The 13,414-nt window shown below is 68.4% G+C and carries 11 protein-coding genes; 5 read left to right on the top strand and 6 right to left on the bottom strand.

The genetic code is table 11. The features are described 5' to 3' along the window. Positions 1 to 26 precede the first annotated feature (26 nt). The 3 genes from AC1RAD_RS01010 (at position 27) to AC1RAD_RS01000 (ending at position 3,730) form a co-directional block, all read left to right on the top strand. Positions 27 to 1,172 (top strand): alcohol dehydrogenase catalytic domain-containing protein, encoded by a 1,146-nt coding sequence (locus tag AC1RAD_RS01010; RefSeq protein WP_492733439.1) that lies wholly within the window; start codon positions 27 to 29, stop codon positions 1,170 to 1,172. Continuing rightward, positions 1,169 to 2,695, top strand: a complete 1,527-nt coding sequence (locus AC1RAD_RS01005) for an FGGY-family carbohydrate kinase (RefSeq protein ID WP_492733437.1) — start codon at positions 1,169 to 1,171, stop codon at positions 2,693 to 2,695. Before AC1RAD_RS01010 ends, AC1RAD_RS01005 begins: the two co-directional genes overlap by 4 nt. Positions 2,696 to 2,992: 297 nt before the next feature. After that, positions 2,993 to 3,730: an SDR family oxidoreductase gene (locus AC1RAD_RS01000; protein WP_492733435.1), complete on the top strand. Its 738-nt coding sequence runs from the start codon at positions 2,993 to 2,995 to the stop codon at positions 3,728 to 3,730. Between the two features lie 18 nt (positions 3,731 to 3,748). Here the strand turns inward: AC1RAD_RS01000 and AC1RAD_RS00995 are convergent, their stop codons facing one another. The 3 genes from AC1RAD_RS00995 to AC1RAD_RS00985 are packed head-to-tail and all read right to left on the bottom strand — an operon-like array spanning position 3,749 to position 7,255. After that, positions 3,749 to 4,063 carry a polyhydroxyalkanoic acid system family protein gene (locus AC1RAD_RS00995; RefSeq protein ID WP_095743253.1) on the bottom strand — a complete coding sequence of 105 codons (315 nt, stop codon included), beginning with the start codon at positions 4,061 to 4,063 and terminating at the stop codon, positions 3,749 to 3,751. Further along, on the bottom strand, positions 4,056 to 5,195 hold the full coding sequence (locus tag AC1RAD_RS00990; RefSeq protein ID WP_492733433.1) for an aminopeptidase: 1,140 nt from the start codon (positions 5,193 to 5,195) through the stop codon (positions 4,056 to 4,058). The genes AC1RAD_RS00995 and AC1RAD_RS00990 overlap by 8 nt, the downstream gene beginning before the upstream one ends. After that, complete coding sequence (locus AC1RAD_RS00985) at positions 5,195 to 7,255, bottom strand: molybdopterin-containing oxidoreductase family protein (protein ID WP_492733431.1); 2,061 nt, start codon at positions 7,253 to 7,255, stop codon at positions 5,195 to 5,197. The genes AC1RAD_RS00990 and AC1RAD_RS00985 overlap by 1 nt, the downstream gene beginning before the upstream one ends. Positions 7,256 to 7,313: 58 nt before the next feature. On the opposite strand from AC1RAD_RS00985, the gene AC1RAD_RS00980 reads away from it, so the two are divergent. Continuing rightward, positions 7,314 to 8,447, top strand: coding sequence for an ABC transporter substrate-binding protein (locus tag AC1RAD_RS00980; protein ID WP_082818036.1), 1,134 nt, complete (start codon positions 7,314 to 7,316; stop codon positions 8,445 to 8,447). 135 nt (positions 8,448 to 8,582) lie between these two features. Here the strand turns inward: AC1RAD_RS00980 and AC1RAD_RS00975 are convergent, their stop codons facing one another. Genes AC1RAD_RS00975 through AC1RAD_RS00965 form a run of 3 tightly spaced genes read right to left on the bottom strand, consistent with a single transcriptional unit; the run spans position 8,583 to position 12,125 of the window. Continuing rightward, positions 8,583 to 9,677, bottom strand: a complete 1,095-nt coding sequence (locus tag AC1RAD_RS00975; protein WP_159273540.1) for a M14 family metallopeptidase — start codon at positions 9,675 to 9,677, stop codon at positions 8,583 to 8,585. After that, entirely contained in the window at positions 9,674 to 10,876 is a 1,203-nt protein-coding gene (locus AC1RAD_RS00970; protein ID WP_447740328.1) for a M20 aminoacylase family protein, read from the bottom strand. Before AC1RAD_RS00970 ends, AC1RAD_RS00975 begins: the two co-directional genes overlap by 4 nt. A gap of 55 nt (positions 10,877 to 10,931) precedes the next feature. Beyond that, positions 10,932 to 12,125, bottom strand: a complete 1,194-nt coding sequence (locus AC1RAD_RS00965; RefSeq protein WP_492733429.1) for a glycerophosphodiester phosphodiesterase — start codon at positions 12,123 to 12,125, stop codon at positions 10,932 to 10,934. A gap of 110 nt (positions 12,126 to 12,235) precedes the next feature. On the opposite strand from AC1RAD_RS00965, the gene argE reads away from it, so the two are divergent. Beyond that, on the top strand, positions 12,236 to 13,402 hold the full coding sequence (gene argE / locus AC1RAD_RS00960) for an acetylornithine deacetylase (protein WP_095950723.1): 1,167 nt from the start codon (positions 12,236 to 12,238) through the stop codon (positions 13,400 to 13,402). Positions 13,403 to 13,414: the final 12 nt, after the last annotated feature.

Below are 13,414 nucleotides of genomic sequence, written 5' to 3'. Positions count from 1 at the left end.
GCACCCCTCCTGATCCCAAGGAATCCATGTCTTATCAAAAGCTCCAACCCGGCGCCACCGGCGCCATCGGGGAACTCGCTGCCATGCAGGCCGTCGTGTGCCACGGCCCCAAGGACTACCGCCTCGAAACCGTCGCGATGCCCACCATCGGCCCGAACGAACTGCTCATTTCCATCGCGGCCTGCGGCATCTGCGCCTCCGACTGCAAGTGCCACTCGGGCGCGAAGATGTTCTGGGGCGGCGACGGCCAGCCTTCGTGGGTCAAGGCGCCGGTCATTCCCGGCCATGAGTTCTTCGGCTACGTCGAGGCGCTGGGCGAAGGCGCGGCGGAACACTTCGGCGTGGAGAAAGGCGACCGCGTGATCGCCGAGCAGATCGTGCCCTGCGGCAAGTGCCGCTTCTGCACCAGCGGCAAGTACTGGATGTGCGAGGTGCACCACATCTTCGGCTTCCAGCGCGTCGTGGCCGATGGCGGCATGGCCGACTACATGCGCCTGCCGCCGACCTCGCGCGTGCACAAGATCCCCGACGGCATCTCGCTGGAAGACGCGGCCATCATCGAGCCGCTCTCGTGCGCAATCCACACCGTGAACCGCGGCGAGCTCCAGCTCGACGACGTGGTGGTGATCGCCGGCGCCGGCCCGCTCGGCCTGATGATGACGCAGGTGGCAGCACTCAAGACACCGAAGAAGCTCATCGTGATCGACCTCGTGCCCGAGCGCCTGGCACTCGCGAAGCAGTACGGCGCCGACGTCGTCATCAACCCGAAGACCGAGAACGCCGATGCCATCGTCAAGGGCCTCACCGAAGGCTACGGCTGCGACGTGTACATCGAGACCACCGGCGCGCCCATCGGCGTGACGCAGGGCCTGGACATGATCCGCAAGCTCGGCCGCTTCGTCGAGTTCAGCGTGTTCGGTTCGGAGACGAGCGCCGACTGGTCGATCATCGGCGACCGCAAGGAGCTCGACGTGCGCGGCGCGCATCTGGGCCCCTACTGCTACCCGATTGCCATCGACCTGCTGGCGCGCGGGCTCGTCACATCGAAGGGCATCGTCACGCACGACTTTCCGCTGACCGAATGGGAGCGCGCCTTCGCGCAGGCCAACTCGCTCGACTCGATCAAGGTGCTGCTCAAGCCCGCACCGCAGGCGTCGGGCAGCGCGTCATGACGTACGTGATCGGCGTCGACATCGGCACGCAGAGCACCAAGTGCCTGCTGGTCGGCATCGACGGCAAGGTGCACGCGCAGGCCAGCGTGGCCTACCAGCCCGAGACGCCGAAGCCGCTGTGGGCGCAACAGGACTGCGAGGTCTGGTTCGACGCCGTGTGCGAGAGCGTGCGCGCCTGCGTGGCGCAAAGCGGCATCGCCGCGACAGACATCGCCGCGCTGTGCGTGAGCAGCCTCTACGGCGGCGCGGGCATCCCGGTCGACGAGGCCATGCGCCCGCTGCACCCCTGCCTGATCTGGATGGACCGCCGCGCCACCGCCGAGGTCGACGCGGTGAACGTAACGGTCGACGTGGCGCGGCTGCAGGCCATCACCGGCAACGGCGTCGACAGCTACTACGGCTTCACCAAGATGCTGTGGCTGCGCGAGCACCGTCCCGAGGTGTGGGCGAAGACGCACCACTTCCTGCCGCCCAACAGCTACATCAACTGGCGGCTGACGGGCCAGCTCGCGGTCGACCACAGCTCGGCCGGCAACATCGGCGGCGTGTACGACGCGGCGCGGCGGCGCTGGTCGGCGCAGGCGCTCGACATGCTCGGCATTCCGGCGCGCATGATGCCCCCGCGGCTCGTCGAATCGAGCGAGGTCGTGGGCCACCTGAGCGCCGAGTGGGCCACGCAGCTGGGCCTGCGCGAAGGCATGCCGCTGGTGGCCGGCGGCGTCGATGCGGCGGTGGCCACCTTCTGTGCGGGCGTCACCGGCAGCGGTGACCATGTCGCGATGATCGGCACCAGCATGTGCTGGGGCTTCGTGAGCCCGACCGTGGACGCGCGCCACCAGCTCATCACCATGCCACACGTGTACCGCGGCGCGGATCGCAGCTACGTGTTCGGCGGCGCGATCACGGCCGGCGCGGCCGTCACCTGGTTTCGCGAAGCCTTCTGCCAGGCCGAGGTGGCCGAGGCCGCGCGCACCGGCGAAGACGCACACGCCCTCATCGAACGCCGTGCGGTCGACGTGCCGCCTGGCGCCGACGGCCTCGTCTTCCTGCCCTACCTGATGGGCGAGCGCAGCCCGATCTGGGACGCGCAGGCCAAGGGCGCCTTCCTCGGCCTCTCGCTCGCGCACAGCCGCGCCCACCTGTACCGCGCCGTGCTCGAAGGCGTGAGCTTCGCACTGCAGCACAACATCGAGGCCGGCCGGCGCAGCGGGCAGCCGCTGGACGACCGCCTGATCGTGGTCGGCGGCGCCGCGCATTCCGACCTGTGGATGCAGATCGTGGCGGACGTCACGGGCTACCGCGTGTTCACGATCGAGGAAGAGGTCGAGGCCGCCCTCGGCGCGGCGATGCTCGCGGCGCTCGGTGCCGGGCTGGTCGATGCGGCCACCGCCGAGCGCGGCTGGGTCACGCTGGTGGAGCGCGCGCGGCCCGAGCCTGCGGCGCAAGCGGTCTACCGGGAGCGCTTCGAGATCTACACCTCGCTGTACCCGGCGCTGCGTGATGCGATGCATCGGTTGGGATGACGCATTCGCCGTTCAGGGCGACGCTCCCGCCGACGCGGTACCTTGCTCCGCGAATGTCCCCCGGGGCTTCGCCCTCCTCCTTGATTTCGCTGCGCAAGGCACCCCATCGACGTGAGCGTTGGGCAGTGCGGTTGTTGATCGAACAGCACCACGACCGCGCTCGGTGTGCGCAGGACACTGGGTGCTTCCCGCAGCGAAATCAAGGAGGAGGCCGCAGGCCGGGGGACATTCGCGGAGGGAAGTACCCGGTGGCCTGTGCACGCGCCCTGAACCACCACCTTTGATGAGCAGAACACCATGACACCCACCTTCGACTTCTCAGGCAAACGCGCCCTCGTGACAGGCGCCAGCAGCGGCATCGGCCGCGCAGTAGCAGCACAGCTCGCCCACTCAGGCGCACAGGTCACCGCCGTAGGCCGCAACGCCGACGCGCTGGAAGCATTGCAGGCCGAGTCCGGCTGCTCGCTCTTGGCACTCGACGTGGCCGACGTCGCCGCACTGGAAAAGGCGCTCGCCCCGCTGCCCGCCTTCGACCTCGTGGTGAACTGCGCCGGCACCACGCGCATCGAGCGCGCCATCGACCTGCAGGCCGGGAGCTTCGACGCCGTGATGGCCGTCAACGCACGCGCCGCAGCGCTCGTGGCCGCGCGCTGCGGCCGGGCCATGATCGCGGCCGGCGTGCGCGGCAGCATCGTCAACGTGTCGAGCCAGGCCTCGCTGGTCGCGCTCGACGCGCACCTTTGCTACAGCGCCTCGAAGGCGGCGATGGACGCCGTCACGCGCGCGCTGTGCCTCGAGTTCGGGCCGCACGGCATCCGCGTGAACAGCGTGAACCCGACCGTCACGCTCACGCCGATGGCCGAGCAGGCGTGGTCCGATCCGGCCAAGAGCGCGGCCGCGCTCCAGAACATTCCGTTGGGGCGTTTCGCGCAGGTCGAGGAAGTGGTCGCGCCGATCCTGTTCCTGCTGTCCGACGGCGCGGCGATGGTCAGCGGCGTGGCGCTGCCGGTCGATGGCGGCTACACCATCGCCTGAAGAAGAAAAACCTCCGCCTCAGGCGAAGCGGGTGCCGCCCTGCGGTTCGGCGAGCAGCGCATCGAGGTTGCGCGAGATCTTCTGCTCGATCTGGTCGCTGAAGCTGCTGAACAGGAAACCCAGCGTCGCCTCGAGCCGGAAGGTGTCGGCCGTGACCTCCACCGTGCCGTCGATGCCCGCGCGGCTGAACTGGGCCCGGTCGCAGTCGGTGCCCTCGGTGTAGGTGCATTCGAGACCGTAGTCCTGCTCGACCTGATGCACCCATTGGCGCGCGACTTCGCGGGCGCCGGCAATGCCCAGCGTGTGGTTGCGTTCGATTTGGATGTCAGGCACCGTCGTCTCCGTTGTTGTCGTGTGTGCGGCCTTGGCGCGCGTGGGTGTGCAGGATACCCGTGGCGGCCTGCAGGGCGCTGCGGCGCTCTTCCGTCGTGGGCAGCGCGGCAATGCGCCGCACCGCAGTGTAAAAGCGCGGCCAGTCGCGACCCTCGCGTTCGAACAGGGCTTCGAAGCCCGGCACCAGGTCGTCGTAGGCGCCCTGCGCACCGAAGGCCGCGTTGTTGGCGCGCGCCACCCAGCCGTCGTAGGCGTTCTGGCGCGGACCGGTCCATGCCGCCTTCAGCGCGGTGTAGCGCTCGCGGAAGTCGGCCATGGCGGCCTGCTTCTGCGCCTCGACCTTCGCCCAGTCCTTCGCCTTGGCTTCGGGCGATTCGTACACCTGCGTGAGCGTGCGGCGCGTGTTGAGCGCCAGTGCACGGAAGTCCTGCCGCTGTGCGTTGAACTGGGCGTACTCGGCGCGCGCCGCCTCGCCGGCTTCGCGCTGCAGCCACATCGCGCCGCCGATGCGCTCGACGGCCGTGGCGTACGACTCGTTGAATACCGTGTCGCCCGGCACATAGAGCACCTGGTGCGCCAGCTCGTGGAACACGAGGCGCGCCAGCTCGCCCTCGGGGTAGCCGATGAAGGTGGACAGCAGCGGATCGCCGCCGGCCCAGTTCATCCAGCCCAGCGTGGAGTAGGCCGGCACGGGGTACACGGCCACTTCGAGGCCATTCGTCTTCTGCGCCTCGGCCTCGGTTTTCGCGGCGGCCTCGTCGTAGTAGCCGCGGTAGCCCACGCAGCCCGCGACCGGGAAGCACCAGCTCTTGAGCGTGAGCGAGTACGGCGGCGCGGCCACCACGTTCCACACGGCGGCGGGGCGATGCAGGTCGGCATACGAGGTGTAGCTCGCGTTGTCGGGCAGGCCGAGTTCGCTCGATGCGAAACGGCGGATGCGCTGCGCGAGTTCGAGCTTGGCCTTGAGCGGTGCCCCCACGGCCGGGTCGGCCAGCCATTCGGGCACGGGCTTGGCCGCGCGCAGGATGTCGAGGTGGCCGTTGGCCGATTGCCAGTAGTAGCCGAGGTCGGCGCAGCCCGTCAGGAAAAGCGCGCCGGCCAGTGCCAGCGCGGGCGCGCGCAGCCGTCGCATCACGCCTTTTCGACCTGCACCAGGCAGTCGTAGAAGGTCGGGCCCCGGCCAATGTCGGTCAGGCGCTGGCTGGTCAGCTCGTTGACGTTGGTGCCGTCCATGCCGAGCTTGCGCCACCAGATGCCCATGCCGTGCACCACGCCCTGGCGCGCGCGGCGCGACACCTCGGCGCGGCAGCGGTGCTCGCCGCGCTGGTTGAACACGCGCACCGTCGCGCCGTCCTCGATGCCGCGCGCGGCGGCGTCGTCTGCGTGGATCTCGAGCAGCGGCTCGACCTCGATGGCGCGCAGGCTGGTCACGTTGACGAAGGTCGAATTGAGGAAGTTGCGCGCCGGCGGCGAGATCATGGCCAGCGGAAACTCGGTCGAACTGCCGGCCGGCTCCCAGTTGGGCACATGGTCGGGCAGGCCGTCCATGCCCATAGCCTGCAGGCGCTCGCTGAGGAACTCGCAGCGGCCCGAGGGCGTGGGGAACGTGCCTTCGGCGAACGGCGCCTCGGCCAGCTTCAGGCTGGTGAAGCCTTGGGCGCGCAGCTGCTCGAAGTCGATCGCCTTCTCGGCGAAGGCGGTGCGGCACAGCGACTCGTCGCTTTCGGCGAAGCAGGGCTCGTCGAAACCCAGGCGGCGCGCCAGTTCGCGGAACACCCAGGCGTTGCTGCGGGCCTCGCCGCGCGGCGCCACGGCCGGGCGGTTCAGCAGCACGTCGGTGTGGCCGTAGCTGCAGTGGATGTCCCAGTGCTCGAGCTGCGTGGTGGCGGGCAGCAGGTAATCGGCGTAGTCGGCGGTGTCGGTGCGGAACTGCTCCAGCACCACGGTGAACAGGTCTTCGCGCGCGAAGCCCGCCACCACCTTGGCCGACTCGGGCGCCACCGCCACCGGGTTGCTGTTGTAGACCACCACGGCCTTCACCGGCTTCGCGGTGTCGAGCAGCGCATCGCCGATGGTGCTCATGTTGATGGTGCGCGGCTTGCGCCCGGCCAGCAGGTCGGGGCGCTGCAGCGCAGCGCGGTCGACCGGGTAGTGGCCCGAGCTGCTGAGCAGCAGGCCGCCCGCGCGGTCGCGCCAGGCGCCGACCAGCGCCGGCAGGCAGGCGATGGCGCGCGCCGCGTTGCCGCCGCCGCGCACGCGCTGCATGCCGTAGTTCAGGCGGATCGCGGCGGGCTTGGTCGTGCCGTAGGCCTGGGCCAGCGCGACGATCTGTGCCTCGGGAATGCCGCAGACCTCGGCCGCGCGCGACGGCGGCCATTGCAGCGCGCGCTCGCGAAGCTGCTCCCAGCCCAGCGTGTGGTTCGCGATGTACTCGTGGTCGAGCCAGTCGTGCACGATGAGTTCGTGCATGAGCGCCAGCGCCAGCGCGGCGTCGGTGCCGGGCAGCAGCGCGATGTGCTCGTCGCACTTGTCGGCGGTTTCGGTCTTGCGCGGGTCGATGCACACCAGCCGTGCGCCGGCGCGCTTGGCGGCCTGGGCGTGGCGCCAGAAGTGCAGGTTGCTGGCGATGGAGTTGCTGCCCCAGATGAGGATGAGCTTGGCCTCGGCGAAGAACTCGATGCGCATGCCGACCTTGGCGCCCAGCGTGTAGACCATGGCTTCGCCGCCCGCCATGGAGCAGATGGTGCGGTCCAGCAGCGAGGCGCCCAGCTTGTGGAAGAAGCGCCGGTCCATCGATTCGCCCTGCACCAGGCCCATGGTGCCCGCATAGCTGTAGGGGAGAATTGCTTCCGGTTCCGACTGCAATCCCCGAAGATGCGCGGCGATGTCGTCCAATGCCGTCTCCCACGAGACGGGCTCGAAGCGGCCGCTGCCCTTGGGACCGACGCGTTTCAGGGGGTGCACGAGCCGCTCGGCATGGTCATTGCGTTCGATGTACCGGGACACCTTGGTGCACAGCACGCCGCCGGTGTGCGAGTGGGCGGGGTTGCCTTGCAGCTTCACCGCCACGCCATCCTTGACGGTGGTGACGAGCGCGCAGGTGTCGGGGCAATCGTGCGGGCAGGCGCCCAGCACCGTGGAGGGTGCGGTGGCGTCGGGCGTGTCGAGGAGGGAATCCGTTGCGTGGGCCATCGGACAAGTCTAATTTGAGTATCAACACACAGGGCAGAGGGAGGATTTCACCATGACGATGCAATTGAATCGCAGGCATTTTTCGATCGCCACGGCAGCCGCCGCCACGCTGGGCGGCTTCGGCATCGCCCGGGCGCAGGGCGACACGCCGCTGGTGCTGGGCCAGTCGGCGCCGTTCACCGGGCCGGCCGCGCAGCTGGGCATCCAGTTCCACCAGGGCGCCAAGCTGTTCCTGGACCAGTACAACGCCCAGCCGGGCCAGCGCGACGTGGTCATCAAGAACCTGGACGACGGCTACGAGCCCGACCGCTGCGCGGCCAACACGCAGAAGCTGATCGGCGAGGACGTGTTCGCGCTGTTCGGCTACATCGGCACGCCGACCAGCCTGGCCGCGCTGCCGCTGGCGGTGAAGGACAAGGTGCCGTTCATCGCGCCGTTCACGGGCGCGATGTCGCTGCGCGAGCCTTTTCACCGCAACGTGTTTCATCTGCGCGCTTCGTACAACGACGAGACGGCATTGATGGTGAAACAGCTCACCCACCTGGGCATGAAGAAGATCGCGGTCTTCTATCAGAACGACGCCTACGGCAAGGCCGGCCTCGACGGCGTGACACTGGCGCTGGCCCAGCAGGAGCTCAAGCCGGTGGCGCTGGCCACGGTGGAGCGCAACTCGGCCGACGTGGCCGCGGCGGTGAAGACGATCATGGCGAGCCAGCCGGCTGCGGTGGTGCAGGTCGGTGCCTACAAGGCCTGCGCGGCGTTCATCCGCGAGATGCGCAAGGCGGGCTACGGCGGCGTGTTCTTCAACCTCTCGTTCGTGGGCACGCAGGCGCTGGCGGACGAACTGGGCAAGGAGGCCGCGGGCGTGATGGTCACGCAGGTGGTGCCCTCGCCCTACAACCAGGCGAATGCGCTGGCCCGCGAATTCACCGAAGCGGTGCGCAAGGCGGGCGGCGGCGCGAGCGCCAATTTCTCGAGCATGGAAGGCTACCTGGCCGCCAAGGTGCTGACCGAGGGGCTGCGCCGCGCACCGGGCGGCAAGGGCACGCGCGACGGGCTGATCGCGGGGCTGGAAAGCATCGAGCGGCAGCAGTTCGGCGGCTTCGAGGTGTCGTTCTCTTCGAAGAGCCATGTGGCTTCGAAGTTTGTCGAGCTGTCGATGCTGACTGCGGACGGGCGGGTGCGGACTTAGTTTTTGTCCGGGGGGCGTGCCCAGGCCACCGGGTACTTCCCTCCGCGAATGTCCCCCGGGCTTCGCCCTCCTCCTTGATTTCGCTGCGGGAAGCACCCAGTGTCCTGGGCACGGGGGCACGCAGCTGGGGTGCGATCAGCTGCTCAGCCCGTCCACCGCCTGGAACATCGCCTGCCGCGCCTGGCTCACGATCTGGCCGCGCCAGGCGTCGGAGTCCGTGTAGAACGCCTCCACCATGCGCGCGCGGATGCCATCGGCAAGGTCGGCGGGCGCATCCGGGTGCTTGTGCAGCCAGTGGTCCGCGCGCAAGGCACCGGTCACTTCGAGCATCGGCAGCGTGCCGTATTCGAGCGCGATGCCGGTGTACTCGGCCTGCGGGCACTCTTCGTACACGGCGTCCCACATCAATCCGCGCAGCAGCGCCGAGGTCGAGGAGCCGTCGTAGATCGAGGTGACGGGCGCCGCCGGCGTGCCCCACCAGGCGTTGGCGCGGGCATAGGCGACCTTGTCGTCGCGGCAGGCAAAGATGCGTTCGCCCAGGCCATTGGGGCCGAGGCCCGTGTGCAGGTCGATCCAGGCCAGGCGCTTCGCGTGGCCTGCATGGCGACGCAGCACGCTGCGGATGGTCTTGTTGCTCCAGGTCGGCGCCTTGCCGCCGAAGAACAGGCCGTCGTCGAACTGGTACTGGCCGCTCGTCACCGCCGCCTGGTAGGCCGTGGCGCCGTGCTTCTCGATCCACTTCTCGATCGCGGCCTGGTTGTCCGGCGTCGGCGGCCAGGTGTCGGGCAGCAGCAGCGGATGCAGCTTCGCGTAGGGCTCGTTCACCGGCACGGGCTTCGAGAAGTCGAGGAAGTTGCGGTTCAGGTCGACGTTCTCGTGCGTCACGCGGCGGCCGTACGAAAAGCCGTGCGGGTTCAGCGCATGCACGTACAGCACCGCCACGCCCTGTGCCTTGGCCTTCTCGCGCCATTCGGCGTCGTGCAGCGCGAACACCTGCACGCCGCTGCCGCAGTGGCCCTCGACGCCGTGGCAGGCGCTGGTGACGACCAGCAGCCGCTCGGCGTTGGCATCGCCGTCGAGCGCCACGTCCATCGACAGCTCTTCGCCGTCGCGACCCTTGAGCGGGTGCGCGTGCGGCTCGACCGTGAGGCCGGCGCTGACGCAGCCCTGCAGGAACTTCTGGCGCGCCTGGGCGTAGCGCGGCGAAAAGGCCTCGCCGATGCCGATCATGCTGCGGTGCCGCCGGGCTGGAGGAACTGCTCGGCGATCTGCACCCAGCAGGTGGCGCCCAGCGGAATGAGGTCGTCGTTGAAGTCGTAGCTGGCGTTGTGCAGCGTGCACGGGCCTTCGCCGTGGTGCACGTCGCGGTGCGAGCCGTCGCCGTTGCCGATGAAGGCGTAGGCGCCGGGCTTGGCCTGCAGCATGAAGGCGAAGTCTTCCGAGGTCATGGCGGCCTCCTGCTTGAGCACGTTCTCGGGGCCGACGATCCCGCCCATCACGCGGCGTGCGAAGTCGGCCTCGGCCTCGGTGTTGATGGTCGGCGGGTAGTAACGCTCGAAGCGGAACTCGCAGGTGGCGTCGTGCGCGGCGCAGATGTGCTCGCTGATCTGCTTCATCTTGGCCTCGATCATGTCGAGCACCTCGAGCGAGAAGGTGCGCACGGTGCCCGACAGCTCGCAGTTGTCGGGGATCACGTTGTTGGTCTCGCCGGCGTGGATGGTGGTGACCGAGATCACCGCCGAATCGGTCGGCTTCATCTTGCGCGTGAGGATGGTCTGGAAGGCCTGCACGATCTCGCAGGCGATCGGCACCGGGTCGATGCCGGTCTGCGGCAGCGCGGCGTGGCCGCCCTTGCCGACCACGTTCACATGGAACTTGTTGCCCGAGGCCATCACCGGGCCGGGGCTCACGGCGAACTGGCCGGCCTTCATGCCGGGCCAGTTGTGCATGCCGAAGACGGCGTCCATGGGGAACTGCTCGAAGAGCCCCTCCTTGATCATCTCGCGCGCGCCGCCGCCGCCCTCTTCGGCCGGCTGGAAGATCAGGTAGACGGTGCCGTCGAAGTTGCGGTGCTTGGCCAGGTGCTGGGCCGCCGCGAGCAGCATCGCCGTGTGGCCGTCGTGGCCGCAGGCGTGCATCTTGCCGTGGTGCTGGCTGGCGTGGGCGAAGGTGTTGAGCTCGGTGACGGGCAGTGCGTCCATGTCGGCGCGCAGGCCGACGGCGCGGTTGCTGGTGCCGTTCTTGACGATGCCGACCACGCCGGTGGTGCCCAGGCCGCGGTGGATGGGAATGCCCCATTCGGTGAGCTTGCCTGCCACCACGTCGGCGGTGCGGACTTCTTCGAAACAGAGTTCAGGGTGGGCATGAAGGTCACGCCGGACGGCCGCGATGCCGGCCGCCTGCGTGACGAGCGAGTCGATGAGTTTCATAAGACACAGTCTAGGCTTTGCGGAATGCGCCGCAAAGACCGTGCCGGGCAAACCCTCAGCGGCCGATGCTCTTCAGGTACTCGGCGCGCGCGGCCAGCGCGGTGTCGGTGAAGTCGGTGAACACGCCATCGACGCCGAGCTTGTAATAGACCGCGTATTCGTTCTTGCCGTCCTTGTTGTAGTCGGACGCGAGCCGGCGCGACTCGTTACGGAACGTGAAGGGATGCACGAACAGGCCCGCCTTGTGGGCGTCGGCGATCAGCGTGGTGGGGGCCGTCGAGGTGGCGTCGGCGTCGTTGATCTTGCCGTCCTTGTTGACGTCCACCACCTTGCCGTCGGCGCCCACGGTGCCCTTGACGCTCACGATGTAGCGCTTCCAGGGGCCGATGCCGTCGGCGTAGGTCTTGATCTCGGCCAGCCCGGCGGGCGTGACCATGACGTCGAAGTTGCGCTTGTCGCCGGCCTTGGTCCACTCGTAGGGGCGGTCGACCGGCACGGCGTAGGTCATGGCGCCGGTCTTCATGTCGATGCCGTCGCCGTCGATCAGCTGGATGAGCCGGGTGTTCAGGCCCTTGCTCTTCATGTACTTGAGGCTGCCGGGCTCGAAGGACTGCACGTAGATGGGCGCGGTCTTGCTGTTCCAGCCGGCGGCGTTGATGGCGGCGATGACCTTGTCTTCCATGGGCATGCCCAGGTCGCGGAAGTAGGTGGGGTTCTTGGTCTCGGGGTAGATCGCGATGGTGCGGCCGGTTTCCTTCGTCTTGGCCTTGGCGAAATCGATGATCTCCTGGAAGGTCACGACCTTGAACTTGCCGTTGAATTCCTGCGGGCGCTCGGGGTCGGTCGAGATGCCGCCCAGGGTCTTGATCTCGGCCAGCGTGAAGTCGTTGCTGAACCAGCCGGTCTGGGTTTCGCCGTCGACCTGGATGGTCTTCTTGCGCGAGGCGAAGCGGGGGTGCTTGGCCACGTCGGTGCTGATGGCCAGGTTGGGGTCGTGGCGGGCGATGAGCACGCCGTCCTTGGTGGAGACCAGGTCCATCTCGATGACGTCGGCGCCCAGTTCGATGGCGCGCGCGTACGACTCCAGCGTCTGTTCCGGCAGGTAGCCCGAGGCGCCGCGGTGGGCGATGACCAGCGGCGGGTTGCCGTCCAGCGTGAGCAGCTTGTTCGCCGCCGGGCCGGTGGTGCCACAGGCGGCCAGGCTCAGGGCGGCCGCGGCGGTCAGGGTGATCTGCAGGGACATGCGCATGTTGTCTTCTCCATCCAAACAAAGAAAAAAGAGGAGGCAGGCTACCCGCTGCGCGTGACAACGCCGATACCCATCTGCGCGGGCGTTCAACTTCCCGGACAATCTGTTGCATGCAGCACACGCTTTCTCCCCAGAGCCTCTTGATGGCGCAAACCTTGGTTCGCATGAACACGGTGAGCGCAAACAGCAACCTCGAGCTGATCGACTTCGCCCAGGCGCACCTCGCGGCCCTCGGCGTGAAGAGCCGCATCACCTACAACGCCGAGCGCACCAAGGCGAACCTGTTCGCCACGCTGGGCGAGGGCAAGCCGGCCGGCGTGATCCTCTCGGGCCACACCGACACGGTGCCCTGGGACGGCCAGGCCTGGAGCGTCGACCCGCTGTCGGCCGTGGTGCAGAACGAGCGCCTGTACGGCCGCGGCTCGGCCGACATGAAGAGCTACATCGCGATCGCGCTGGCCAACGCCCAGCGCTTCCTCGAGGGCGACGCGCCCTTCGCCGTGCACTTCGCCTTCACGTATGAAGAAGAGATCGGCTGCTTCGGCGTGCGCGAACTCATTGCCGACATGCGCGACGCCGGCATCAAGCCGCTGGCCTGCATCGTGGGCGAGCCCACCAGCATGGTGCCGGCCATCGCCCACAAGGGCGTGTACCGCTACAAGTGCTGCGTGCGCGGCAAGGAGGCGCATTCGTCGCTCACGCCGAAGTCGGTCAACGCCATCGAGATGGCCGCGCGCGTGATCGGCAAGGTGCGTGACATGGCCGAAGACTTCGAGCGCAGCGAGCCGCGCTACGACGGCTTCGACGTGCCCTTCAGCACCGCCAGCGTGGGCCAGTTCCACGGCGGCATTGCCGACAACGTGGTGCCGCGCGACGCCGAGTTCCGCTACGAATTCCGCGACCTGCCCACGGCCGATGCCAAGCGCATGCAGTCCGACGTGCTGGCGTACGCCGCGAGCATCGAGCCCGCCATGAAGAAGGTGGCGCCCGACGCCGGCTTCAAGTTCGAAACGATCTGCGAGATCCCGAGCTTCCTGGGCGCGGCTGGCGATCCGGTCACGCTGCTCGCGCAGCGCCTGGCCAGCGAAGACCGCACCACGCTGGTGGCCTTCGGCACCGAAGCGGGCCTGTTCAAGAACGCCGGCATCCCCACGGTGGTGTGCGGCCCCGGCAGCATCGAGCAGGCGCACCAGCCTGACGAGTTCGTGAGTCTTGAGCAGCTCGCGCGCTGCGAGCTGTTCATGGAGCGCCTCGCGACCTCGCACACCATTGGCTGAAGACCACGGCAG

Source organism: Variovorax sp. GW823-FHT04B03, from assembly GCF_058796495.1.
The sequence above is the reverse complement of the archived record's forward strand: the minus strand, read 5'-3'. Positions and strand labels throughout refer to the sequence as shown.

Bases quoted from the DNA above. Each gene is read 5' to 3' on its own strand.
- AC1RAD_RS01010 (WP_492733439.1), top strand. From the start codon at position 27: ATGTCTTATCAAAAGCTCCAACCCGGCGCCACCGGCGCCATCGGGGAA.
- AC1RAD_RS01005 (WP_492733437.1), top strand. From the start codon at position 1,169: ATGACGTACGTGATCGGCGTCGACATCGGCACGCAGAGCACCAAGTGC.
- AC1RAD_RS01000 (WP_492733435.1), top strand. From the start codon at position 2,993: ATGACACCCACCTTCGACTTCTCAGGCAAACGCGCCCTCGTGACAGGC.
- AC1RAD_RS00990 (WP_492733433.1), bottom strand. From the start codon at position 5,195: ATGCGACGGCTGCGCGCGCCCGCGCTGGCACTGGCCGGCGCGCTTTTC.
- AC1RAD_RS00985 (WP_492733431.1), bottom strand. From the start codon at position 7,255: ATGGCCCACGCAACGGATTCCCTCCTCGACACGCCCGACGCCACCGCA.
- AC1RAD_RS00980 (WP_082818036.1), top strand. From the start codon at position 7,314: ATGCAATTGAATCGCAGGCATTTTTCGATCGCCACGGCAGCCGCCGCC.
- AC1RAD_RS00975 (WP_159273540.1), bottom strand. From the start codon at position 9,677: ATGATCGGCATCGGCGAGGCCTTTTCGCCGCGCTACGCCCAGGCGCGC.
- AC1RAD_RS00970 (WP_447740328.1), bottom strand. From the start codon at position 10,876: ATGAAACTCATCGACTCGCTCGTCACGCAGGCGGCCGGCATCGCGGCC.
- AC1RAD_RS00965 (WP_492733429.1), bottom strand. From the start codon at position 12,125: ATGCGCATGTCCCTGCAGATCACCCTGACCGCCGCGGCCGCCCTGAGC.
- argE (WP_095950723.1), top strand. From the start codon at position 12,236: ATGCAGCACACGCTTTCTCCCCAGAGCCTCTTGATGGCGCAAACCTTG.